The organism is Salinigranum marinum (assembly GCF_024228675.1).
Classification (GTDB): domain Archaea; phylum Halobacteriota; class Halobacteria; order Halobacteriales; family Haloferacaceae; genus Salinigranum; species Salinigranum marinum.
In genome coordinates, this window is sequence record NZ_CP100461.1 from 1067075 (window position 1) to 1089837 (window position 22763).

The following is a 22763-nucleotide window of genomic DNA, read 5'->3' on the forward strand; positions in this document are numbered from 1 at the left end:
GAGCGTTCGGATTACGTCGAGAGTTCGTCCATCGTCCGCTGCATCGAGCAGTACGCGGCCGTCCGACGCGTCCTCGTGCCCGACGCGGTCGCCGAGTCGTCCTCGGGCAGTCCGTGGGAGCGCGGGCGGGTCGGGTCGGCACTGGCGTCGGCTGGAACGGGGTCGGTGATGGGTGCGTCGTCTGCTGACATTGTTCACATTGATGTCGAATAGGGTGTTAAAACTTGCCTACAGACGCATATAAGGTGTAGATATTGTATGTAGAGCGGTCCCTTGGTGAAAGATCTGATTACTCGCACGCGACGACCGAGTCGGGTGGGCCGGCGGCCGACCCCCGACCGCGACGACACCGGCCTCAGAAGGTGCGCAGTTCGCCGTCGATGACCCGTTCCGTGATCTCGGTGACGGCCGCGAGCTCGCGGTCGACGATCGTCTCCACCGCGCCCTCGATGTCGCCGACCTGGACGCCCGGTTCGGTGACGAGTTCGACGTCGGCGACGTGTGGCTGGTCGATTGGGCGGCCGATCTGACTCAGCAGGCGGACGCGGAGGTCACGGATCCCGTCGACCTCGTCGACCACACGATGAGCGATCTCCGTCGAGAGGAGGTTGTAGATCTTCCCGATGTGGTTGACGGGGTTCTTCCCCGAGGTGGCCTCCATCGACATCGGCCGGTTGGGGGTGATGAGCCCGTTCGAGCGGTTCCCCCTCCCGACGGAGCCGTCGTCACCCTGCTCGGCCGAGGTGCCCGTAGTCGTGAGGTAGATCGCGCCCTCGTCGTAGTCGTCGGCGGTGTTGACGTCGACGTGGACCTCCCGGTCTGTGTACTCGCCCGCGAGGTCCGCCACGAACGCCCGGACGTCGGCGACGGCCTCCTTGTACGAACTCATGTCCTCGACGTAGGCGTCGACCAGCGCGACGGCCACGGTCAGGTCGATCCGGTCGTCCTCGCGTTTGCCCATGATCTTCACGTCCGGACCGATCTCGGGGTTGGCCTCGGCGTACCGGCCGTTCAGCGCGTCCTCCGCTTCGAGGACGATCTGTTCGGTCTCGGTCAGCGGCGCGTGGCCTACCCCGAAGCTCGTGTCGTTGGCCATCGGCACCTGGCCGTCGTCGCCGAAGACGTCTCTGAGGTCGCCCGACCCTTCGCCCAGACGGACGTCGACGACGACGTCGGTGCCGACTTCGAGTTCGGGGATGGTCTCGTTGAGATAGTCGCGCGCGGCTTCGAGCGCGACGGCGTCGACGGGGAGGGTGTACTCGGTGCCCTCGTCGTCGACGTAGTGTTTGGTCGCACGGCCGACGATGAGGACGTAGATCGGCTCGAGGATCTCGCCGCCGCCGAACGCCGGCGCGGCCGACCCCGCGACGAGCTGCGTCTCGTCGGTGTTGTAGTGGAGGACGTGGCCCACGCGGTCGAGATACAGCGTCGAGAGCGCGCGGGAGACGCTCTCAGCGATGCCGTCGCAGATGGAGTCCGGGTGGCCGAGACCTTTCCGTTCGACGATCTCTACCTGCTGGTCTTCCACCGCGAGCCGGTCGACGGACTCGATCTGGATGTTCCGCTCGGTCATTGAGGGAGGATAAACCCGGCCATCGCCTATAACTTGCGGAAAGTTTCTCGAACGGATGTATTACCACGGTGTATTATCTTCGGCCCTGCCCTCACTGTCCGCGCTCGCTCACGTCGTGTCCGTCCCGACGTCGACTCCTGCGTCTCTGCCGTCGTCGCCTCCAGTCCCGTTCGCGTCGTCCCGCGCGAGGAGCAACCCGAGGTAGGAGGTCCTGATCTGGTCGTCGGGGTCGAGGCCGAGGTCGCGGACGAGAGCGAACACGCCCTCCCGGGCGTCGTCGACGGCGGCCGACTCGGTTTCGACCTCGACGTACTCGCCGAGGTCGGTCACGGCGTCGAGGGTGACCGTGTACTCTCCCAAAGGGAAGCGTTCGCGGTCCTTCTCGACGACGGCCGCCGGCCGGAACCCGAGCGCGCGCAGGATCTCGTCCATCGTCTCGTCCTCGGCGACGCCCGTCTCGTGTTCGCGGCGCGTCTTCGAGTCGGCGTCGACGAGCGGCCCCTTGTACGTGACGAGCGTCTCTCCCCCGTCATCCCCGCGTACGCGGCGGATCCGGAGCGCTTCGTCGGTCTCGGCGAACTCGCGGTGGGGAGCGTCGTAGTACGTGTCGCGCTGGGTCACCGTACCGAGCGACTCCGCACCCAGTTCCGCGAGTCGCTCTCGAACGCCGGCGTGGTCGGCGGGCAGTTTCACTTCGACTTCGTACACGCCCCCGAGAGGGTGAGCCGTGGACAAAAGCGTGGTCGTCTCCGGCCGTGGGGCGACGAAGCGGCCGGGCGTGACCTGGAAGGGGGCTCGATCGCTCGCTCTTCGCGGGAGTTCGAGCCGATGACGCCGCTGTCAATCGCTTCGACGTTCTCCGACTCCCCGTTCCCGACGACGACCCGTCTCGCGTGCGGTCTCCGTCGTGGGGCCGACGATCCGGGAGTAACGCCGCGCGCGGCCCGAAACGTGATTCTTAAGAGTCGGACGACTCACCGTTGGGGTATGACCGATGACCAGCAGGCGGAGTCGACGGACGTCGACGCCGAGGTCGAGGCGGAGACCGACGCCGACGCGGAGACCGACGCCGACGCGGAAGAACACGGTATCCAGCACGGCGACTTCGTCCGTCTCGCGTACACGATGCGGACCATCCCCGACGAAGACGAGGACGAGGAGGGAATGGTCGTCGACACTACGGACCAGGAGGTCGCCGAGGAGGCCGACATCGACACCGAGGAGTACGACTTCGAGCCCCGCATCATCATCGTCGGCGAGGGCCACGTGTTCGAGGCCGTCGACGACGCGCTCGTCGGCGGCGAGGCCGGTGACGCCGGCACCGTGACCATCCCCGCCGCCGAGGCCTTTGGGGAAGTCGACGAGGACGAGATCCGCACGGTGAGCGCCTCGAAGATCGACGAGGACGACCGCTACCCCGGCGCGCAGGTCCAGATCGACGGCGAACAGGGCCGGATCGAGACCATCATCGGCGGCCGCGCGCGCGTCAACTTCAACCACCCGCTCGCGGGTGAGGACCTCGAGTACGAGTACGAGATCCTCGATCTCGTCGACGATCGCACGGACAAGGCCAAGGGCCTCCTGGGGCTGTACCTCCAGCAGACGCCCGAACTCTGGATCCAGACCGACGAGGTCGAAGAAGAAGTGGAAGTCGAAGTCGAATCCGACGACGACGACGACGAGGAGAGCGAACCCGAGTACGAGACCGAGCTCCAGACGGCCGAGAAGGAGACGCTGTACATCGAGGCCACGCCGCAGATGACGATGAACCAGCAGTGGCTCTTCTCGAAGCAGCAGATCGCCCAGGACGTCATCAACCGTCTCGACCTTGACCGCGTCATCGTCCAGGAGACCATCGACGGGATGGGCGGAATGATGGGCGGCATGGGCGGAATGATGGGCGGTATGGGCGGCGGTGCGGCCCCCGAGGATATCGAAGAGGCCCTCGACGACGTCGACGTCGACGCGGACGAGATCGCCGACGAACTCGACGCCGACCTCGACGAGGAGTAACGCCCCGTCCTTCGACGGCCGACCGTTCGACTCGGCTCGCCGTTCCGGTTGCGAGCCCGTAGCGTATCGTATCCGTTATTTGGGTGGGCTACGCCCTCGCTCGTATGGAACTCCCCGGGAGCGTCCGTGACGACCTCCTTGTCGCCCTCGTCGCGGCCGGTTGCACCGTCGCGCTCACCCTCTCACTCCGGTACGGTGTCGGCCTGCGCCCGCCGCTGCTGCTGCGGCTCGCGCCGATGGTTCCGTACTTCGGCTATCTGTTCTCGAAACGGAGCGGTCCGCTGTCGACGCTCTCGCCGCGCAGTTGGATCGGTACGACGGTCGTCGTGACGCTGGCGACGTTCGCCTCCTTCGTCGTGTGAGGACTCGGAGCGCCGCGAGTATCTCGGTGACGTGGCCTCACCGCCTCGGAGTCCGCGCTGTCCCTCCCCGGTCGACCGCCGTCGGAGCCGAGCCGCGTCCGGGTCGCGTCCGAGTCGACCGACCGCGTCAGGCGATGTCGCGGCTGGTGTCGACGTCGACTTCCTCGGTGAGCCGGAGCTTGATCGTCTCGTCGAGCGCCCGACCGCCGCGGAACTTCGGGATGGCGAGGCGGTTCTCGATCTCCGAGCCACTCACCGAGGTGTCGAGATCGAAGACGATGTCGGACATGTGTTTCGTCAGCCCGCGGTTTCGCGGCAGGTTCGCGGACTTCAGTCCGTGGAGGACGGTGAGTCCGCCGGTGTTGATCATGTGGGTCTGGACCTCGTTGAGGAAGTTCTGATACCGAGCGGGCTCGACGCGTTCGAGGACGTCGACGATATCGATGATGAGATTTGCTTCCTCGGGGAGGCCACGGATGAGTCGGTGTGCCTGGTCGACCGGACCGTCGCCGTCGACGCCGCGAACCGTCGGGTTCCCGGTGCGGACCGACGAGCGGTCGAGCGCATCGCGAACCGCCTGGTCCGAGCGCGCGGTCGTCAGGTAGAGTGTGCCGCGTGCGGCGGTCAACTCGTAGAGAATGAGCTCCGACTGGCTCGCTGGATCCGCACCGAGGAAGACGATACTCCCGGCCGGAATGCCGCCGTCGAGTTGCCTGTCGAGGACGGTGATCCCGGTCGGAAGTCGCTTCGTCATACAGGGTTGTTACACGTCGTCACACATATGAGTTGTCATACTGATATCGGATCTGATACCCTGAGTGGTGAGATCGTGCTCGCCCGTCCGCCTCCCGCGCGAGGCCACCCGTTCGGCGACGGTCGTGTACGCGCTGTGGACCCGGTCGTCGGTGAGGACCGGGGCGGCGACGTTCGGAACGGTCCCCAGGACGCGACAGTCGAGCAACGACTCGACGCCCCGTGGGGTCGCGCTCGTCCGCGTCAGGACGACTCCGTGGACGCGACAGCCGAGTGCGCGCGCCATCGCGGCCGTCTTCGCCGCGTCGCGGAGCGCCGGCGCACAGGCCGTCGAGACGAGCACCACGTCCGAGACGGCGGACAGCGGCGCGGCCGCGTCCGGCCCCGCACCCCCCGGGCAGTCGACGAGGACGCGCGCGTCCGTCGCTGCGGCCACGCGGGACAACACCGTCGTCACCTCGGCGTCACTGGTCGTCGGTGGCGGTGCGGGAAGCACCGAGACGCCTTCGATCACGCGCTGGGGTTCCACGCCGTCGGCGGCCGTCGGTTCGCGCGCGACGCCGGCCATCGCGTGGAGGTTCGGCATGTCACGGTCGGTGTCGACGACGACCGCCTCCCCGTCGAGGGCGGCTCCGAGGCCGAGCGCCGTGGTCGTCTTCCCACACCCTCCTTTCCCGCCTGCGACTGCGAGCATAGACGACGCTGGCGGCGTGATGGTATTTGAATCCGGGGACCGCCCCCGCGTCGGTCAGTCCTGGCAGCAGCCGCCGGCCTCGCCGCCGAAGTCGACCGCGAGCGGCGCGGAGATGGCCTGGTTGATCGATTCGAGCCGCGACTGGAGTTCGGACTGCGCGTCGAGGTAGTCGGCCATGACCGGCAGGTCGTGGAGGTTCTGCTGTTTCTCCTGGAGCTTCTGCATCCCCTCCTGCGTCGCGTTGCCGGTCTGGCGGGCGAACATGAACTCCTCGCGGAGCTGGTTGAACTCGCGGATGCGTTCCTGCGCTTCGTCGTCGGCTTCGACGGCCGCCTTGGCCTCCTCGAAACGCTCGTACTCGTCGGTCTCGGCGATGGCCGCTCCGAGTTCGCGACCCAGTTCTTCGAGGCTCGTCGTCTCGACGCTCATGGACTCGCTTGGGGGAGGACACAATTGAATTTGCCGGCTGCGGTGGCGCGGCGTCCGACGAAACGTTCGAGTGCGTGGGTGCCGTTCACGTGGTGTGGGTTCGATGCAGTCGTCGACGGTGCGGACCGCGGCTGTCGAACGCCGACTCCGACGGCTCGACAGCCGGCAGTTCGTCGCCTTCTGCGCGGGGCTGTGGGCCGCCCGGGGCTACGAGACGCAAATCGACGACGACCTGATCGTCGCGACGCGGGGTGACGAGCGTCTCTCCGTGCTCCCGCGGGCCGAGCCCGGCGTGGTCGCCAGAGCGGCCGCCAGGGTTCGCTCCCGTCTCGTCGACCGGTCGGCGACGACCGTCGACCGGGGGATCGACGTCGTGGTCGCGCCGGTCGACGCAGCGTGGGCGTCGCGACTGGCAAACCGTCACGGGGGCGTCTCGTCGGCCCGCGAGAGCTCGCCGACCGCCTGCTGTACGGGCTCTCGCGGGCCGACGCCGACGGGCTCGCCGTGCGGTATCTGGGCGTGCCGACGGCGACCCTCCTGGCCGCGGGCGACGTGACACCGCGGTTCGCTGTCGCCCGTTCGCGCCCCGAGCTGACGACGGTCACGGCCCTCGCCGCCGTCGTCTGTCTCGTGGTGGCCGCGGCCGCCGCCGGCGCGTGGGCGCCCGGTGGAGGCGACACCACGGCGACGGGCACCGACGCACCACCGGCGGTCGCAGCCACCGAGCGGATCGCGCCCGAGCGCACCGCATCCGCGAACGCGACGTACCCGCCGGGCGTCGACGACGACTTCCTCGACGTGTGGGTGCTCTCGGCGGCCCACACGGCAGCGGTCGACGGGCGATCCTATCGGTTCATCGCCCGGCACACGGGGGCCGAGGCGCTCGACGGCGACCGACGCTGGGACACCGCGTGGCAACACGCCGTCGTCGACGACGACGTTTGGCTCTACTCGATAGTCGGGTACACCGCCGCCGGAAACGACTCGCGGCTCGTCCAGTACACCACCTACGCGGACGGCAACTCCGTCTACCGTCGCGCCGAAAACGGGACCGATCCGGCCTACGAGCGGCGGCCGGTCCGTGCAACCGCCGGCGGCTCGGATCCACACGCCGACCGGGCCGGTCGCTACCTCCGCCGGTATCTCGCGACGACGGCGGTCAGGATCGACCGACCCTCCTGGAACCCCTCGATGTACCGCATCGTCGCGACCGGACGGCCGACGGCCGTCGACGGTGACGTCTCGAACTACACCGCGACGGCCCTGGTCGACCGCGACGGATTCGTCTCGACGCTCTCGGTCGAGTACACGCTCGACGAGGGGACGAGCGAACGGACCGTCCGGTTCCGGTTCGAGTACGCCGCTGTCGACGACACACGGGTCCGGCCACCGGGATGGTACGACGACGCGCGCGCCGCGACGGGAACGAACGCCACTCGCGAGCGCCTCGCCGACGGGCGTCCGGCGACGACCGTCTCGGTCTCGTCACCGTGACTCGACGAACGAGACCACGTCCGCGAGTTCGTCACGAGCGACACCGTGGCCGGCGTCGTACGCCTCGTAGGTGACTGCTGCCCCCAGTTCGCGGAGACGGTCGGCGGCGGCGGTGACCCGTGACTCGGGGATGATCTCGTCGGCGCGGCCCGCGCCGAGGAACACCGGGCACCCGTCGAGGCCCTCGTCGCGCTCCGCGTGCGAGGCGGCGAGGTAGCCGTGGAGCCCCACGATCCAGTCGTAGGCCGCCGGCGACTCCACCAGCAGTGCCGTACTCATGATCGCGCCCTGTGAGAACCCGAGCAGGCCGACCGCGTCGGCCCCGAGTTCTTCCCGCGCGCGGTCGATCGCCTCCGTCGCGCGGTCGAGGCTGCGACGGAACCCCACGGGCTCGGGCTGGCTCCGGTGGAGGTCGCCGTCGGGCATGTCGAGGTCGTACCAGGTGTACCCGCCCATGAGCCGGTCGGGCGCACGGAGGCTCACGACGTGTGACGGTGGGAGTTCGGCGGCGATCGGGAGCAGGTCGGTCTCGTCCGCGCCGCGTCCGTGGAGGACGACGACGAGCCGGTCGCTCTCACCCGTGGGCGGTGGCCGGTAGACGAACTCGAGCGGCAGGTCGGTGCCGAGCGGCTGGTCTGTCATCGCGGATCGATACGGCGGCGACCTGCAAGAACCCCCGAGTGACATCGGTGTCACCCCCGATTTGCGGACTGTCTGGCGAGTCCCCACGGGATACTATGCTCGTCGCGCCCGTACCACTCAACGGAGTGATATGACTCGCCAAGGGGGGAGAGACGGCCGTACCGGCGGTCCGGGGCGTCGGCTCGTCGACGGGGGAGCCGAGACTGGGCTCGACGCGGAGCCGCGTCCCGCCGACCGAACCGACTCGTTGTTCCGGGCGGTGTTCGCGCTCGTTCGTGGCGAGACGAGCCACATCGAGCTGTCGACGCGTCTCGCGACCCTCGACGCCGAGTTGACCGTGCTCGGGTCGAGGCTCGACCAGTCGCGTTCCGCCACGTCCGAAACGGACGACCCCGCCCGCGCCCAGGCGTACCTGACGGCCGCCCAGGACCTCGTCTCCGACGCACGGTGCCTCCTGGCTCGCGGGCACATCGAAGCAGCCTGGGGACGGTACCACGGGGCCCGGCGGTTAACCGTGTTCGTCACCGAGGCGGTGGGGGACACCGACAGCCTCACCACACGGGCACGGACCGTCTACGAGGACGCGCTGGGGACGCTGGCGGGGAACCACCGGCGGGCGGTCGTCGCACTCCTCACCGACGGGTCGACGCTGAAGGCCCCACCCACCGCTGACGAACTCGCGGAGTCGATGCGCGTCCTCCACCAGCAGTACGAGCGTCTCCTGCTCAGGCGGCGGTATCTGCAGTCACAGTTCAACCAACTCCTCGTACAGGGCACGGTCAGCCTCCTGGTCCTGCTCGCGGTCGCCTTCGCCGCCGAGCTCGGGCTGTCGCCGATCCTCGTCAGCCCGCTGACGACCACGGATCTCACCTCCGTCGGCTTCGCGCTCTACGTGGTGCTCGTCGGCGTCATCGGGGCGTCGCTCTTCGGGATGCGGTCCCTCCGGAGTTTCCCGCTGTCGGTGCAGACCGCGAGCCAGGTGCCGGGGCTGTTCGTCACCGGCGCACGGGTGTTCATCGGCGCGTCGTCGGCGCTCATCTTAGTGTTCGTGCTGTTCACCGGACTCTTACCGATCCAGGAGGGGGTCACCGCGCCGCTGGCGCTCGCGATCGCCTTCGCCGGCGGCTACTCGGAGCGGCTGGCACCCCAAACGATCGAAGTTGTCTCGCAGGTGATCCCGACGGGCGCGACCGGCGACGGCCAGCAGACCGTGACCCCGATCGACGACTGAGACGCTCTGTTGTCACCGTGTACCGGTCGTCGCCGCCTCCGAGGCAGCAACGGCCATCGATGACTGATAACAACTCTTCTGAGGCGTCGAGCGGTCCGTCTTCACCGTCGCGATCTCAGTCGGCGTCGCCTCGACCGACGCCGAGCGGCTTCCGGCAGTTCTTACAGAGGTAGAGGTTCCGTGTCGCCTCACCGTAGCCGATGCCACCTTTCGGGGTCGAGTGGATCTCGTGTAGCTCCTCGCTCTCCAGTTGGTCCATCGATTCGATCTCCGCGCCGCACTCGGGACACTCGATCTGTTCCGTGGCCATAGCTGTGTGTCGTCGCGTCGATACTTAATCTCTCTACCCCCGTGCGACGCGAACGCACGACAGCGAAACTCCGGCCTGCCGCGCCGCCCGCGTCACGAAACGCCGACGTTAAACGACTCGACAATTAAATAGGGGTAATGAGCAACGACGCCTACTCCGAGGGCGACCTCCGAAAGACGGGGATGGCCCTGAAACACGACCGAGAGTGGGACTACGAACTCGATCGCATCGTCGACGCCGTCGAGGAGCGCGGCGCGACGAAGGTCGGACTCCAGTTCCCCGAAGGGCTCAAGCGGCGGGCCCCGGCGGTCGCCGACGACCTCCGGGCGCTGACCGACGACGTCACGTTCATGATTTCCGGGCAGCCGTGTTACGGCGCGTGCGACCTCGACACCTTCCTGATGCGCCGGACGGACGTGTTCGTCCACTTCGGCCACTCGCCGATGAAGGAGTCCGAGAAGATCATCTACGTCCCGCTGTTCTCGAACGTCGACCCGTTCCCGATCCTCGAGGACGCCGTCGACGAACTCCAAGAGGGAGAAGTAGGTCTCGTCACGACCGCCCAGCACATGAACCGGTTTGGGGAGATGGTCGAGTGGCTCGAGGATCGTGGCTTCGACGTCCAGACCCGCCGCGGCGACGAGCGACTCACCCACGAGGGGCAGGTGCTCGGCTGTAACTACGCCTCTGCCGACATCCCCGCCGATCAGGTGCTGTACGTCGGCGGCGGGAAGTTCCACCCGCTGGGACTGGCGATGGAACACCCCGACAAGAACGTCGTCATCGCCGACCCCGTCAACAACGTCGTCACGATCGCCGACACCGAGAAGTTCATGAAACAGCGCTACGGCGCGGTCCACCGCGCGATGGACGCCCGGACGTGGGGCGTCATCTTCTGCACCAAGATCGGACAGGGTCGGTGGGAGCAGGCCGAGAAGATCCTCGCGGAGAACGACGACGCCTACCTGGTGACGATGGACGAGGTGACCCCCGACCGCCTGCGCAACTTCGACTTCGACGCCTTCGTCAACACCGGCTGTCCGCGCATCACGACCGACGACGGCCCCCGGTTCCACAAGCCGATGCTCACCCCCGGTGAGTACGAGATCGCCGTCGGCAACAAGCCCTTAGAGGATCTGTCGTTCGACACGTTCCACGGCACCTGGTAGCGCCCAGTCCGCCAGTCGCCGCGTCGTTTTTGTCCAGTTGGTGTCGATCCATCGTATGCACTGTGATCCCATCGGGACCGTATCGACGCCGTTCGAGACGACGGGCGAGGCCCCGCCACAGGGCTTTCAGGGCGACGCCGAGGGGGTCGTCCGCGTCCGCGAGGAGTTCGCGGCGGGGCTTTCGGGGTTCGACGCGCCGTCGGTCGTGATCGTCTGGTGGGCCGACCGCGCCGACCGGTCAGTCCTGACGCTCGACCGTGACCCCTCGCGCGGGGTGTTCACCTCGCGGTCGCCCGCGCGGCCCAACCCCGTCTGCCTCACCGAGTGTACGGTCCTCGCGGTCGACGACCGTCGCCTCCGCGTGCGCGGGGTCGACATGGCCGACGGCTCGCCGGTGGTCGACCTGAAGGCGTCCGTCCGCGACCGCCTCGACCGGAGCTAATCCAGGTCGAGCGCCGCCTTCTCGCCGGTCTCACAGTCGCAGTCGGCGTAGCGATCCCCACACCGGGGACACTCCTCGACCACACAGCCCGGGTGGTGGAACGCGCCGACGGCGACGCCGCAGTCGCGACACGGCCGGTCGTCGAACGCCGCCTCCGTCCAGCGGCTCGTGAACTGTTCGCGTTCCTTGACGAGTTCGGAGGTCGAGAGCGGCCCCCACTGTCCGGCCGCGATCCGCTCGTCGAAATGCGCCAGGAGCTCCTCGTAGGTGAGGTAGCCGTGGCCCGCGCCGTACGGCACCGGCTCGGCGTCGGTGCCGTCGTCGAAGCGCAGGCGACGATCCGCCGCACAGCCGTCCGCGTCGGGAACCGACCGGCCACATTTCCAGCAGTCGCTCCACTCCGTCACAGCGCTCCCTCCCGGCGGTCGTCGACCGTCCGCTCGATGTAGTCGACGGCCTCGGTGGGCGTCTCACACGGACGGACGCCCGCGGCCGCGTGCGTCCCGAGCCCTGCCACGGGCCGATCGAAGACGGAGGCGAAGCCGATCTCCGACAGCGTCCCGCCGCCACCGTCGACCGCCACGACCGCGTCGCCGTTCATCACGACGAGCGCGTTGCGTGCGTGACCCAACCCGGTCGCGACCGCCGTCTCGACGAACTCGTTCGCCGCCGTGGGATCTTCGCCGGGGAGGATCCCGACGGTGCGTCCGCCCGCGGTCAGAGCACCCTCACAGACGGCTTCCATGACGCCGCCGAGGCCGCCACAGACGACGACGTGGTCGCGGTTGGCGAGCCGAACGCCGAGCTCGCGGGCGGTCGATCGCTCGGGAGTGTCCACGGCGCTGCCGCCGATGACGCTCACCCGCACGGACTGTTCTCCCCCCCGGAGTTCGGTCCCATGTCGACGACGTCGTGGTCCGCCCAGTTAATTCAGGCGGGTCGCGGCGTCACGTCGTCCGACGCGCCGACGCTCAGCGCGCGGAGCGTCTCCGACATCTGACCGAAGTGGGCCGTCCGACGCTTCTCGGATGGCATGGTACTCCTTATCAGCCCCCGGTGGATATATGTCTTTCTTCTATACTCTCTATGGATTCGATATTATACCGTAAATAAAACGTGTGAACATAGTTCACAGTGACCGACCGTTCGGACGCGCTCGCAGTCGTGGACTGTCGACTGGCCCGACGGACCGTCGGGACACCTATATCGGGCGCGGTCGTAGCCTGCTACGTGGATGGAATACCCGACGCCGCGGTTCGAATCGAGTCCGACGGCGTCGTCTTCGAGGCGCGCGACGCCGCCCTGTTGCGCGCCATCGACGAACAGGGCTCGCTGAACGCGGCGGCGACGGCGCTCGAACGGTCGTTCGCCCACGCACAGCGGCGCGTGGTCGAACTGGAGGAGGCGTTCGGCTCGCTGGTCGAACGGCGGCGCGGCGGCGCCGGCGGGGGCGGGAGCGAACTCACCGACAGGGCCCGTGACCTCCTCACGCGGTTCGCCCGGCTCCAGGCGGAGTTCGCCGGCGTCGCCGACGCGACGCTCTCGGTGTTCACCGGGGCGGTGCGAGCGCGCGACGGTGAACTGGCGACGGTCGACACCGAACCCGGCCGCGTTCTCGCGCTGGTGCCGAAAGGCGTGGTCGTCGGAGCGACGGTCGACGTGTCGGTCCGGGCCGACGCGGTCACGGTCGAACTCCCCGGCGAGGCACCCGCACCCGACGCGACGAGCGCCCGGAACCGGTTCGAGGGGCGGGTCGCGGCGGTGACGCGCGGCGAGGCCATCGGGCGCGTCGCGGTCGACGTCGGCACCGAGACACCCCTGCGGGCGCTGCTCACGACGAACAGCCTCGACCGGATGGCGTTCGCGGAGGGCGACGACGTGGTCGTCTCGTTCAAGGCGACCGCGACGCGCGCCATCGAACGGTGACGTAACTCGTGATGCGTGCTGATCGGTGTCGGTCGAACGGATCGTCGGTGTTCAAGCGTGAACGACAGGCAGAGCGAGTGCTGTCGCCAGGGCGGCGATGAGCCACGCCCTCCCCAGCCGATTCGCTCACTCGCTCACCTCCGTTCGCTCGCTCACTCATCCCTCGCGCGGCGGTCCGACCGACGTCGGACCGGCCGCGCCACCGGAGCGACCTCGGCGCTCGGTCACTCGCGAACGAGGCGCGCGGGGGCTCGAAGTGGCGGGGCCACTTCGGTGACTGATCTCGTACGTCGCACGCCGGCTCCGGTCTCGTTCTCGTCCCTACCGGTTGCTCGGTACCGGTGGCCTCGCACCGTTCACGGTCGGAACGTACATCGCCCGCACCGACCGACCGACTCCGCATCCACAACGCTTAGACGGACCCCCGTCGAACCCCCGCGTATGTCCACATCCGACTGGGGGGACTGGCTCCCGCGCGCGGTCAGCGAGGCGACGCCCGACACGGTCGCCGTCTGGTATCTCGGCTGTAACGGCTTCTTCCTGAAAGGCAGCGAGGGGACGACGCTCGCAATCGACCCGTACGTCGGACTCGGCGACCCGCCGCGGACGGTTAGGATGATCCCCGTCCCGTTCGATCCCGACGACGTCGCGGAGATGGACGCCGTCTTGGCGACCCACGAACACACCGATCACGTCCACGGCCCGAGCCAGGCACCCATCCTGGCGAACACGGGCGCGACCCTGTACGGGCCGGACGACGCGCTCGCGGTCGCCCGCGAGACGGAAGCCTGGACCGAACACTGGGACGTCACCGACGACCAGTTCTCGGAGGTCACGGAGGGGGACACGTTCGAGGTCGGCGAGTTCACCGTCAGTGTCGAGCCGTCGTACGACCCCGACTCCACGCACCCCGTGAGCTACGTCATCGAACACCCGGGGGGAACGTCCTTCCACGGCGGCGACACCAAGCCGGCCGAGGAGTTCGTCGACGTCGGCGAACGGTACGACATCGACCTCGGCGTCCTCGCGTTCGGTGCCGAAGGCAACATCCCCGACAAAGAGACCGGCGAACCCGTCCACACGAAGTGGTACGCCGACGAGAACGAACTCGCCCGCGCCGCGAAGGATCTCCGGCTCACCCGCTGTCTCCCCTCGCACTGGGACATGTGGAAGGGCATGACCGCCGACCCGACGGTGTTGCACCACCACACTGCCTCGTTCGCCTACCCCGAACAACTGGAGATCGTCGAGATCGGCGACCGCGTCGACCTCTGAGGGCCCCGGTCCGCCCCGAGCGCTCGCCGCGGCCGTCGCTCGGCCCGTTACGTTCCCCTCGCACCGGCAGTCTCAACTGTGATACCTGCCCCCACGTACTTTATGTGATAGCTAACGGAACTGAGTCTCATGAGTTCCGATCCCGACCTCGACGCCGCGCTCTCGGTCACGGAGGGGCCGGTCACGGTGACGAAGTCGTTCGAACCCAACGAGTTTCCGGTGCCGGCGATCAAGTTCGTGCTGGAGTCGACCGCGACGGAGCCGGTCCGTATCCGCCTGACGGACGCCGTTCCGGAGGCGTTTCCGATGGAGAACGTCGGGTTTCACCCCGACTTCGAGAAGGACAACTGGACCGCGTACAAGAGCCACCGGGTCGAGTACGAACGGACCCTCGACCCGGAAGCGTCGACGACGACCGTCTACGGCGTCCGTCTCGACGGGACGGACCCCGCGACGTTCCTGACCGAACCGACGCTGTCGTTCCCCGAGGCGGACGCCGGACCCGACGCCCGCGGTGCCGTCGACGACGTCCTCGGCGAGGACTCGAACCAGATCGTCCGCGACGTCCTCTCCGGCGAGCGTGACTCGCTCCCGGGACTGGGCGAGGACGACGGCGTCGACGCACCGGACCTCACGCCCGATGCGGCGGTCGACGCCGAGATGACGGCGGCCGACTCGTCGACGGACCACGCCGAGGCGACGACAGATGACGACGCTGAGGATCTACCCCCCGAGGACATCGAACTGAACTTCGACGAGGACGAGGGCGACGACGCGGACGACGCGGCACCGACCGACGACGAAGCCCCCGGCGATCCGGACGCGTCGAGCCCACACCCGTTCGACGGGTCGGGCGACTCGTCGACGGACGACGTCGAGACGACGGCGGTGAGCGCAGTCGAGACGGACGACGCCGGCACGGACGACCTCGAGACGGGCGAACTGGACCTGGAACTGGACGAGGGTGACGACGAGGGCGCTCCGGTCGCGGATTCGGGGTCGGCCGAGGGTGACGACGGCCACCGCGTTGCCGGCGGGAGCGTCGTCTCGACGCTCGCCGCGGAGGTTCGCCGCGGCGACGCGGACGAGGAAGACGTGGCGGCGCTCAGGGATGCCCTCGGCGTCAACGACGACCCGGCCGAGATCCCGCGGAGCCTCGACCTCCGGATCGGCCGGCTCCAGACCCAGGTCGAAGACCTCGCGGCGTACGCCGAGGGGATCCGAGAGTTCCTCGACGACGAGGGGACGGCGGAGGAGCTCATCGAGGGGTTCCGCGCGGACGTCGAGTCGGTCGAGGAGGGACTCGAAGAGCTCTCGACGCGCGCGGACGAGGCCGCCGACGACCGGAGCCACCTCCAGGAAGACGTCACCGACCTCCGCGCGGACGTCTCGGAACAGGACGACCGTCTCGACGGGGTCGACGACCGACTCGACGGGATCACGGAACGGCTGGGCGGCGTCGACGACCGACTCGACGGCGTCGACGACCACCTGGCCGCGGTCGACGACCGGCTCGACGACGTCGACGCACGCGCGACGGCGGCCGAAGAGACGGCCGAGCGCCTCGACGACGAGATGGGCGAGGTGCGAGAGGACCTCGCGGCGCTCGACGGCGACGTCACCGAGGTGCGGGAGACGCTCGGCGAAGAGCTCACCGAGACGCGAGAACAGTTCACCGACGATCTCACCGAGACGCGGGAACAGCTCACCGACGACCTCGCGGAGACGCGCGAGGCGCTCGACGAGGACGTCGTGGCCGTGCGTGACGACGTGGCCGCGCTCGAGGATGACCTGGACGACCTGGGCGAGACGGTCGCGGAGTTCCGGGCGTTCCGTGACAGCCTGGGCAGCGCCCTGGGGACGATCGCCGGCGGTGACTCGGCGGGCGACGGCGCGGACGGGACGAGCGACGCGGACGGGACCGGCGAGACCGACGACTCCGACGGTTCCGACGGTTCCGGCGAAGCTGCCGCGGACGGGACGTAACCGATCCGCTCCGCGCCCGCGGTCGGGAAACACAACCGGTTTATCACCGGTTCTCCTCACTCCGACAATGACAGCGACGGTGCGCGTCGCCGTCCCCCGCAAGGGACGGCCGCTCGAGGCGGTGCTCGAACGCCTCGCCACGAACGCCGGCATCGACGAGATCGTTGACGAGATCTCGTCGACGCTCCGCTACGAGAAGAGCGTCACGAAGGGTCGTGCGGAGCCGGACCGTGACGTGTACGAGCGGCTGGCCGACTACAGCGACCTCGCCGATCCCACGCGCCCGGAGTACACGCTCCTGCGCGACGACAGGGACGGGATGCCCCGCCGAATCGTCTTCGATTCGGTCGACGTCGACGCCGGCGACGTACGCCTCCAGCTGATCGGACGCGAGGAACCGTTCCGCGCCCTCCGGACCCACGAGTTCGCCTTGGGGTTCGAAAGCGCGGATCTCGTCCTCGAAGAGGTCGTCGCGCTCGGCGAGACCGGGATCGCCGACCTCGCGGACGTGAACGCCCGAATCGATCCGATGGAGTCCGACGTGCGCGTCGTCTCGGGGCTCGGAGACACGGTGTACCACACCCTGATGGCGACGCCCGAAATCCTGCCGCCGGGTGCCGACCTCGATCGGGAGTTCGTCCACGGGTACGAGGGGCCGCTCTGTATCTCCCCGCGGTACGAACGGCTGGTCGAGGCGGTCCTCGGGACGGGTGCGATCGAGGACGTCGACTTCGTCTACCCCGCCGACCCGGCCGAAGAGGAGGCCGCAATCGCCGAGACGGGGCTCGGGGTCTACCTCACCGTCACGGGTTCGACCGCACGCGACCACGGGCTGGTGCTCGGCGATCACCTCTTCCCGAGCGAGACCGTCCTGATGGAGAACGAGGCCGAGGTACGCCCGTCCGCGAGCGAGGCGAAGCGGCTCCTGTCGGCACCACGAGACGAGACCCAGCTGGTCGTCTGAGCCGACTCCTCGCTCGATTCGGCTCCCGAGGCAGACGCGACCGAAAGAGCCTCGGGCCGGTCGGTCCATCCGACGGTATGTCCGATCCCGCAGACCACAACCGCGTGTGGACGCTCGCTCGTCGCCCGAGCGGGACACCGACCGACGACTGCTTCGCGTTCGAGTCCCGTCCGCTGCCGGAGCCCGGCTCCGGCGAGGCGCTGGTTCGGACGCTGTTTCTCTCTGTCGACCCGTACATGCGCGGGCGGATGCGCGCGGGAGAGTCGTACGCGGAGCCGTGGGACGTCGGCGCGCCGCTCGAAGGCGGCGTCGTCGGTGAGGTCGTCACGTCGAACGGGACGCCCTTCGACCGTGGCGATCTCGTCGTCGGCAACCTCCGGTGGGCCGACTACGCGACCGCGCCCGCCCACGCGCTCACCCCTGTCGACGTCGGTGACCTGCCGGCGTCGACCGCGCTCGGCGTGCTCGGGATGCCCGGCCGGACCGCCTACTTCGGCACCCGCGAGGTCGCCGAACCGCGGCCTGGCGACACCGTCGTCGTGAGCGCGGCGGCGGGCGCGGTCGGCTCCGTCGTGGGACAGCTCGCGTCGATGGCCGGGGCGCGCGTCGTCGGCACTGCGGGCTCCGAACGCAAGCTCGAGTGGCTCCACGAGATCGGGTTCGACGCGGCCGTCAACTACCGCGCCGCCGACGACTACGACGCCGCGCTCGCCGAGGCCGCCCCCAACGGCGTCGACGTCTACTTCGACAACGTCGGCGGACCGCTCACCGACGCGGTGTTCGATCGCCTGAACGTCGACGCCCGCGTGGCCGTCTGTGGGCAGATCGCGCTCTACAACGCCGAGGAACGACCGGTCGGGCCGCGAAAGCTCGGGAGCCTCATCGCGAGCCGCGCCCGCGTCGAGGGCTTTCTGGTGAGTGACTTCGCTCCGCGCTTCGAGGCCGCCACCGCGGACCTCCGGCGGTGGGTCGAGGCCGGCGAGATCGACTACCGGGAGACGGTCACCGACGGACTCGAGAACGCGCCCGACGCCTTCCGCGGGCTGTTCGAGGGCGAGAACGTGGGCAAACAGGTGGTCCGGGTCGCCGACGACTACTCCTGACGGCGGCGCATGTTGTACCGCGTGAAACTAGGCTGGACGCTGAGTCCCCCCGGCCCACGGCGGATCGCGCGGGCGAAGAAGAGGCCGACAAGCGCCGTGCCGACGGCGGTCACTTCGGCGGCGAGGATGTCCGAGAAGACGTACAGTACGGTCGTCGAGAGGGCTCCCGCGGCGAACAGCGCCCCCCAGACGACCCGGCTGGCGAGGTGGTCGAGCGCGACGTTGCGCGCCGTGAGGTCGATCTCGACGGTGACGGCCTCGCGGTCGACGTCGGTGAGGACGTCGTCGATCCCGGTCGGAGCGCCCAAGAAGCCGCGGACGATCTCGTCGGCGTCGTCCCCGAACCGATCGACGAGCGTCCGCACGTTCTCTTCGGTCCCGCCGCGTTCGCGGACGTAGTCGCTGACGACGGCGATGAAGTCGAAGTCGTCGTCGAGGGTGCGACAGACGCCTTCGAGCACCGTCGACACCCGGACGATGAGCGCGAGGTTCTGGGGCAACCGGAGCGGGAACTCGTACAGGGTCCCCTGGAACTGCGTGACGATCTCGCGGACCTCGTACGCCTCGACGCCCCCGCCGCGGAGGCTCTCGAAGACGATCTCGAACACCTCATGCATCCAGCGTCGGTCGACGGTCGGGTCGAGCGCGCCGAGGTCGATGAACGCGTCGATGACCGCCTCGATGTCGTCGCTGGCGACGGCGACGTAGAAGTCGAACAGCGTCTCCTGCGTGCGCGCGTCGAGGGTTCCCGTCACCCCGAAGTCGTAGAACACCAGCGTCCCGTCGGGCTGGACGGCGATGTTCCCGGGATGGGGGTCGGCCTGGAACTGCCCGTGCTCGATGATCATCTCGATGTACGTCTCCTCTAGCCGCCGGACGAGCGCCTCCCTGTCGAGCCCCATCTCGTCGATCGCGTCGACGTCGTTGATCTTCGTCCCGTCGACGTACTCCATCGTCAACACTCGGTCCGTCGAGTACGCCGGGATCGCCCGGGGGATCCGCACCATGGGGTCGTCGGCGAAGTTCTCCCGGACCGCCGTCAGCATCGCCGCCTCGTGTCCGTAATCGAGTTCCTCGCGGATGGTCGTCTCGAACTCATCGGCGAGGTTCTCCATGGTGAACGCCTGCCCGGGCGGGGCGAACCGGACGATCGGCGGCAGCAGCGTCCGGATGACCCGCAGGTCCGCCTCCACCCGTCGCACGATACCCGGCCGCCGAACCTTGACCGCGACCCGCTCGCCGTCGGCCACCGCCGTGTACACCTGTCCGAGCGACGCGCCGCTGATCGGCTCGGTGTCGAACTCGTCGAAGGCCTCCGCGACCGCCCCCACGTCGGCCTTGACGAGCGGTTCGACCTCCGTCCACGGATCCGGAGGGACGCGGTCTTGCAACCGCGAGAGCACCTGGACGTACACCCGCGGGAGAACGTCGGGACGAGTCGAGAGGATCTGTCCGATCTTGATGAACGTCGGCCCGAGGTCCACAAGCGTCTCTAAGAGCTGTTCGGCCCGCCGCCGCCGGTCGGCGTCCGTAACGCGCCGTGGACCACCGAACAGTACGAACCGTCGCGAGTCGCGCGCGTACGCAACGAGTAGCGGGAGGAACGACCACAGTACGACCACGAACCGCCAGTACGACCGGAGGGCGACGCGGAGTCCCCGCGGTCGGTCGACACCTGCCGTCGTGCGGCGTGACACGCTACAGCGAAAGGCGGCGTGGGGGTTAAGGGTACTGACCACGGCCGCCGACCCACCGTCCTCCGGTGGCCTCACCCGAGTCCCGAGACGGTCCACCGAGCGAACGCCTGCCCGATCTCTTTCATAAAATACTATAGAAGTCTATAGAGTCGGCGTTTTCGGTTGAATTACATATAATCAGCTTATCGTCGTATAAATTGAATAGCTGTTCTCAGTCGAAGCTCAGAAATAAAATTCACTAAAATAAATTAAATATAAAGTTTCGATTGATAGATCAAAAGCGATCTATACAATGACTTACGTCGGATCGACGCAAAAAATCGTTCGGCTCGACCCGGGCGGTATATTACACGCGTATCGGTGTAACGAACGTGAGACACGACCCGTCGCTGTCGTCACTGCGGATACGCGAGGTTGAGTTCGATCTCGTTCACCATCCCGAGCATCAGGTCGGGGATCTCCCGTTCGAGCGCCTCCCCCCTCATCCGGTGAGAGGGACCGGAGACGCTCAGTGCGCCGAACACCTCGCCGCTCGCGCCACGGACCGGCACGCCGACCGCGTTGAGGCCGGCGAGGTTCTCCTCACGGTTGAACGCGAAGCCGCGGTCGCGGACCGCGTCGAGTTCGTCGAACAGGGCCTCCTCGTCGGTGATCGTCCGCTTCGTCACCGCGGTCAGTCCGCGTTCGTCGACGATCTCGCGGACGCGCTCGGTGGGGAGGCTCGCCAGGATCGCCTTGCCGGCCGCGGTCGAGTGGAGGTGGACGCGACGACCGACGCCCGAGTCGGTCTGGACCGCGTGGCTCCCCGTCTCCCGGTAGACGTACACCCCCTCGCCGTTCTCTTCGACGATGAACTGCGCCCGTTCGTCGAACCGCTCCGCGAGCGTCTTCACGTGGTCGTGGACGAGCAGGTACTCCGACCGGTGGTTCCGGGCCTCCTCACCGAGTTCGAGGAACCGCAGCCCGAGCCGGTAGTCGTTCTCGTCACGGACGACGAACCCGAGGTCGGTGAGTGTCGCGAGGTGAGCGTGGACAGTGCTCTTTGCGAGCCCGGTCTCGGCCGTCAGCTCCGCGAGCGTCGTCCTCCCGTGTTCGCGGACGAGTTCGATGATGCCGAACGAGAGCTCCACCGACCGGATGTTGTCGTCCGAGTGGTCTATCGTCACCATCTGATGGTCCCTATACCGATGCCTGGTTCTTAAGCCTGGCCCCACTCCGTGCCGCGGGGTCGGTCACGGAACACGCGCTCGGGGTCGGCCGCACACCGTTCGGCCTTGGGAAACGCTGACGGCCCCAGCCATCGGAGCACGGAAGCCGGGGTGAACGGGAGTCTCTGTACTGTTCTGGGCTCGTCCGCCGAGCGGATTATCGCCGACACCGTTCGGCTCTCCCGATCGCTCGCTCGGATTCGACGGCTTGCCGTCCACCGGGAAGCACCTGCGTTCTCGTCCGTCTTCGGCCGTGGACGCGGCGATCAGTACGAGCGCGGGAGGCCGAGCACGTTCTCGCCGAGGTAGTTGAGGGCGAGTTCCTGGGTGATCGGGACGAGCCTGGTCAGTCGCGCCTCGCGGAAGTAGCGCTCGACGTCGTACTCGGTGGCGACGCCGAACCCCCCGTGCGTCTGGACCGCGGCGTCGGCCGCGGCGAACGCGGCCTCGCTCGCGAGGTACTTCGCCGTGTTCGCGCGCGCGCCGACCGCCGTTCCGCGCTGGCTATCGACGACGTCGGCGGCGGCGTAGGTGAGCTGTTTCGCGGCCTGTATCTGCGCGAACGCACGGGCCAGTGGGTGCTGGATCGCCTGGTTCTGCCCGATCGGGCGGCCGAAAACCTCCCGGTCGTTCGCGTAGTCGACGCCCCGCTCGAGGGCGAGTTCGCCGAGCCCGATACACTCGGCGGCGATGACGAGCCGCTCCTCGTTGAGGCCGTCGAGCACCTGGTAGAAGCCGTTCCCCTCCTCGCCGACGAGCCGCTCGGCTGGGACGCAGAGGTCCTCGAACCAGAGCTCGAACGCGTGGACCGCGTTGCTCGCCGACTTCGGGATCTCCCTCGACTCCAGACTCCCTGCCTCGACGGCCGCCTCGATGTCGACGAGGAACATGGATATCCCCCGGGTTCGCTTGTCGACCTCGTCGAGCGGCGTCGTCCGGGCGACCACGAGCAGGGAGTCGCTCGCATCGACCCGCGAGGTCCAGATCTTCTGGCCGTTGATCACGTAGTCGTCGCCGTCGCGCTCGGCGAACGTCTCGATGGCGGTCGAGTTCGACCCGGCGTTCGGCTCCGTCAGCCCGAACGCCTGGATCGCGTGCTCCCCGCGTGCGACCGCCGGGAGGATCTCCTCTTTCAGCTCCTCGCTCCCGTACCGGACGAGCGGCACCGAATTGTAGATGCCGCCGTGGACGGCCTGGGCGGCCGCGAACCCGCCGCCCGCCCGCGCGATCTCTTCCATCATGACGACCGTCTCCGGCGTTCCCATCCCCGCACCACCGTACTCCTCGGGGACGAGGACGCCGAACCAGCCGTGTGCACCGAGTTCCTCGACGAACTCCGTGGGGTACTCGCCCGCCGTGTCCTTCCGTCGCCAGTACTCGTCGTCGTATCCGTCACAGATCTCGCGGACGCTGTCGCGGACGAGGCGTTGTTGGTCCGACAGCTCGACGAGATCAGCAGCTAACGCGGCCATACAGGTCCAGTATGTGGGTC

24 protein-coding genes are annotated in these 22763 nt (G+C 68.3%); 11 read left to right on the forward strand and 13 right to left on the reverse strand.

Annotated elements, in window-relative coordinates; all coding sequences use genetic code 11:
* Positions 1-11: 11 nt before the first annotated feature.
* The 3 genes from NKJ07_RS05215 to cyaB all read right to left on the reverse strand — a co-directional run bounded on the left by NKJ07_RS05215 (position 12) and on the right by cyaB (position 2281).
* Positions 12-191 carry a hypothetical protein gene (locus tag NKJ07_RS05215; protein WP_318569526.1) on the reverse strand — a complete coding sequence of 60 codons (180 nt, stop codon included), beginning with the start codon at positions 189-191 and terminating at the stop codon, positions 12-14.
* A gap of 164 nt (positions 192-355) precedes the next feature.
* Positions 356-1573, reverse strand: coding sequence for a methionine adenosyltransferase (locus tag NKJ07_RS05220; protein WP_318569527.1), 1218 nt, complete (start codon positions 1571-1573; stop codon positions 356-358).
* A gap of 108 nt (positions 1574-1681) precedes the next feature.
* The gene (cyaB, locus tag NKJ07_RS05225; RefSeq protein WP_318569528.1) at positions 1682-2281 is read right to left on the reverse strand and encodes a class IV adenylate cyclase; all 600 of its coding nucleotides are present in this window, start codon (positions 2279-2281) and stop codon (positions 1682-1684) included.
* Positions 2282-2560: 279 nt separating this feature from the next.
* Here cyaB and NKJ07_RS05230 point away from each other — a divergent pair, with 279 nt between their 5' ends.
* Positions 2561-3586 (forward strand): FKBP-type peptidyl-prolyl cis-trans isomerase, encoded by a 1026-nt coding sequence (locus tag NKJ07_RS05230; protein WP_318569529.1) that lies wholly within the window; start codon positions 2561-2563, stop codon positions 3584-3586.
* Between the two features lie 104 nt (positions 3587-3690).
* Complete coding sequence (locus tag NKJ07_RS05235) at positions 3691-3948, forward strand: DUF8049 family protein (protein WP_318569530.1); 258 nt, start codon at positions 3691-3693, stop codon at positions 3946-3948.
* 127 nt (positions 3949-4075) lie between these two features.
* Here NKJ07_RS05235 and NKJ07_RS05240 read toward each other — a convergent pair whose 3' ends face one another.
* From NKJ07_RS05240 to NKJ07_RS05250, 3 genes are read right to left on the reverse strand one after another with little or no spacing between them, the layout of a single operon-like run.
* Positions 4076-4702 carry an RAD55 family ATPase gene (locus NKJ07_RS05240; protein ID WP_318569531.1) on the reverse strand — a complete coding sequence of 209 codons (627 nt, stop codon included), beginning with the start codon at positions 4700-4702 and terminating at the stop codon, positions 4076-4078.
* A gap of 9 nt (positions 4703-4711) precedes the next feature.
* A complete protein-coding gene (locus NKJ07_RS05245) occupies positions 4712-5395 on the reverse strand; it encodes a MinD/ParA family ATP-binding protein (RefSeq protein WP_318569532.1) in 684 nt (227 codons plus the stop codon).
* 54 nt (positions 5396-5449) lie between these two features.
* Positions 5450-5824, reverse strand: a complete 375-nt coding sequence (locus NKJ07_RS05250) for a YlbF/YmcA family competence regulator (RefSeq protein ID WP_318569533.1) — start codon at positions 5822-5824, stop codon at positions 5450-5452.
* Positions 5825-6220: 396 nt separating this feature from the next.
* Here NKJ07_RS05250 and NKJ07_RS05255 point away from each other — a divergent pair, with 396 nt between their 5' ends.
* Complete coding sequence (locus tag NKJ07_RS05255; RefSeq protein ID WP_318569534.1) at positions 6221-7318, forward strand: hypothetical protein; 1098 nt, start codon at positions 6221-6223, stop codon at positions 7316-7318.
* On the opposite strand, the gene NKJ07_RS05260 is transcribed toward NKJ07_RS05255, so the two are convergent.
* Positions 7310-7960, reverse strand: a complete 651-nt coding sequence (locus tag NKJ07_RS05260) for an alpha/beta hydrolase (RefSeq protein WP_318569535.1) — start codon at positions 7958-7960, stop codon at positions 7310-7312. The two genes, NKJ07_RS05255 and NKJ07_RS05260, sit on opposite strands and share 9 nt — an antisense overlap.
* Positions 7961-8090: 130 nt before the next feature.
* Here NKJ07_RS05260 and NKJ07_RS05265 point away from each other — a divergent pair, with 130 nt between their 5' ends.
* Positions 8091-9191 carry a hypothetical protein gene (locus tag NKJ07_RS05265; protein WP_318569536.1) on the forward strand — a complete coding sequence of 367 codons (1101 nt, stop codon included), beginning with the start codon at positions 8091-8093 and terminating at the stop codon, positions 9189-9191.
* A 115-nt stretch (positions 9192-9306) separates the two neighbouring features.
* Here the strand turns inward: NKJ07_RS05265 and NKJ07_RS05270 are convergent, their stop codons facing one another.
* Positions 9307-9501: a hypothetical protein gene (locus tag NKJ07_RS05270; RefSeq protein WP_318569537.1), complete on the reverse strand. Its 195-nt coding sequence runs from the start codon at positions 9499-9501 to the stop codon at positions 9307-9309.
* A 137-nt stretch (positions 9502-9638) separates the two neighbouring features.
* On the opposite strand from NKJ07_RS05270, the gene dph2 reads away from it, so the two are divergent.
* Both dph2 and NKJ07_RS05280 read left to right on the forward strand, forming a co-directional pair.
* A complete protein-coding gene (gene dph2, locus NKJ07_RS05275) occupies positions 9639-10670 on the forward strand; it encodes a diphthamide biosynthesis enzyme Dph2 (RefSeq protein ID WP_318569538.1) in 1032 nt (343 codons plus the stop codon).
* 55 nt (positions 10671-10725) lie between these two features.
* Positions 10726-11112, forward strand: coding sequence for an SAM-dependent methyltransferase (locus NKJ07_RS05280; protein ID WP_318569539.1), 387 nt, complete (start codon positions 10726-10728; stop codon positions 11110-11112).
* On the opposite strand, the gene NKJ07_RS05285 is transcribed toward NKJ07_RS05280, so the two are convergent.
* A complete protein-coding gene (locus NKJ07_RS05285) occupies positions 11109-11519 on the reverse strand; it encodes a hypothetical protein (RefSeq protein WP_318569540.1) in 411 nt (136 codons plus the stop codon). The two genes, NKJ07_RS05280 and NKJ07_RS05285, sit on opposite strands and share 4 nt — an antisense overlap.
* A complete protein-coding gene (locus NKJ07_RS05290; RefSeq protein ID WP_318569541.1) occupies positions 11516-11980 on the reverse strand; it encodes a TIGR00725 family protein in 465 nt (154 codons plus the stop codon). Before NKJ07_RS05290 ends, NKJ07_RS05285 begins: the two co-directional genes overlap by 4 nt.
* Before the next feature lie 362 nt (positions 11981-12342).
* Between NKJ07_RS05290 and NKJ07_RS05295 the strand changes: the two genes are divergently transcribed.
* The 5 genes from NKJ07_RS05295 to NKJ07_RS05315 all read left to right on the forward strand — a co-directional run bounded on the left by NKJ07_RS05295 (position 12343) and on the right by NKJ07_RS05315 (position 18366).
* The gene (locus NKJ07_RS05295) at positions 12343-13038 is read left to right on the forward strand and encodes a TOBE domain-containing protein (protein ID WP_318569542.1); all 696 of its coding nucleotides are present in this window, start codon (positions 12343-12345) and stop codon (positions 13036-13038) included.
* 441 nt (positions 13039-13479) lie between these two features.
* On the forward strand, positions 13480-14313 hold the full coding sequence (locus NKJ07_RS05300) for an MBL fold metallo-hydrolase (RefSeq protein WP_318569543.1): 834 nt from the start codon (positions 13480-13482) through the stop codon (positions 14311-14313).
* A gap of 129 nt (positions 14314-14442) precedes the next feature.
* Positions 14443-16299 carry a hypothetical protein gene (locus tag NKJ07_RS05305; protein ID WP_318569544.1) on the forward strand — a complete coding sequence of 619 codons (1857 nt, stop codon included), beginning with the start codon at positions 14443-14445 and terminating at the stop codon, positions 16297-16299.
* Between the two features lie 67 nt (positions 16300-16366).
* Positions 16367-17263 carry a phosphoribosyltransferase HisG-related protein gene (locus tag NKJ07_RS05310; protein WP_318569545.1) on the forward strand — a complete coding sequence of 299 codons (897 nt, stop codon included), beginning with the start codon at positions 16367-16369 and terminating at the stop codon, positions 17261-17263.
* A gap of 77 nt (positions 17264-17340) precedes the next feature.
* On the forward strand, positions 17341-18366 hold the full coding sequence (locus tag NKJ07_RS05315) for an NADP-dependent oxidoreductase (RefSeq protein ID WP_318569546.1): 1026 nt from the start codon (positions 17341-17343) through the stop codon (positions 18364-18366).
* On the opposite strand, the gene NKJ07_RS05320 is transcribed toward NKJ07_RS05315, so the two are convergent.
* The 3 genes from NKJ07_RS05320 to NKJ07_RS05330 all read right to left on the reverse strand — a co-directional run bounded on the left by NKJ07_RS05320 (position 18357) and on the right by NKJ07_RS05330 (position 22743).
* Complete coding sequence (locus tag NKJ07_RS05320) at positions 18357-20063, reverse strand: ABC1 kinase family protein (protein WP_318569547.1); 1707 nt, start codon at positions 20061-20063, stop codon at positions 18357-18359. The genes NKJ07_RS05315 and NKJ07_RS05320 overlap by 10 nt on opposite strands.
* A gap of 395 nt (positions 20064-20458) precedes the next feature.
* Complete coding sequence (locus NKJ07_RS05325; RefSeq protein ID WP_318569548.1) at positions 20459-21232, reverse strand: IclR family transcriptional regulator; 774 nt, start codon at positions 21230-21232, stop codon at positions 20459-20461.
* A gap of 305 nt (positions 21233-21537) precedes the next feature.
* On the reverse strand, positions 21538-22743 hold the full coding sequence (locus tag NKJ07_RS05330; protein WP_318569549.1) for an acyl-CoA dehydrogenase family protein: 1206 nt from the start codon (positions 22741-22743) through the stop codon (positions 21538-21540).
* Positions 22744-22763: the final 20 nt, after the last annotated feature.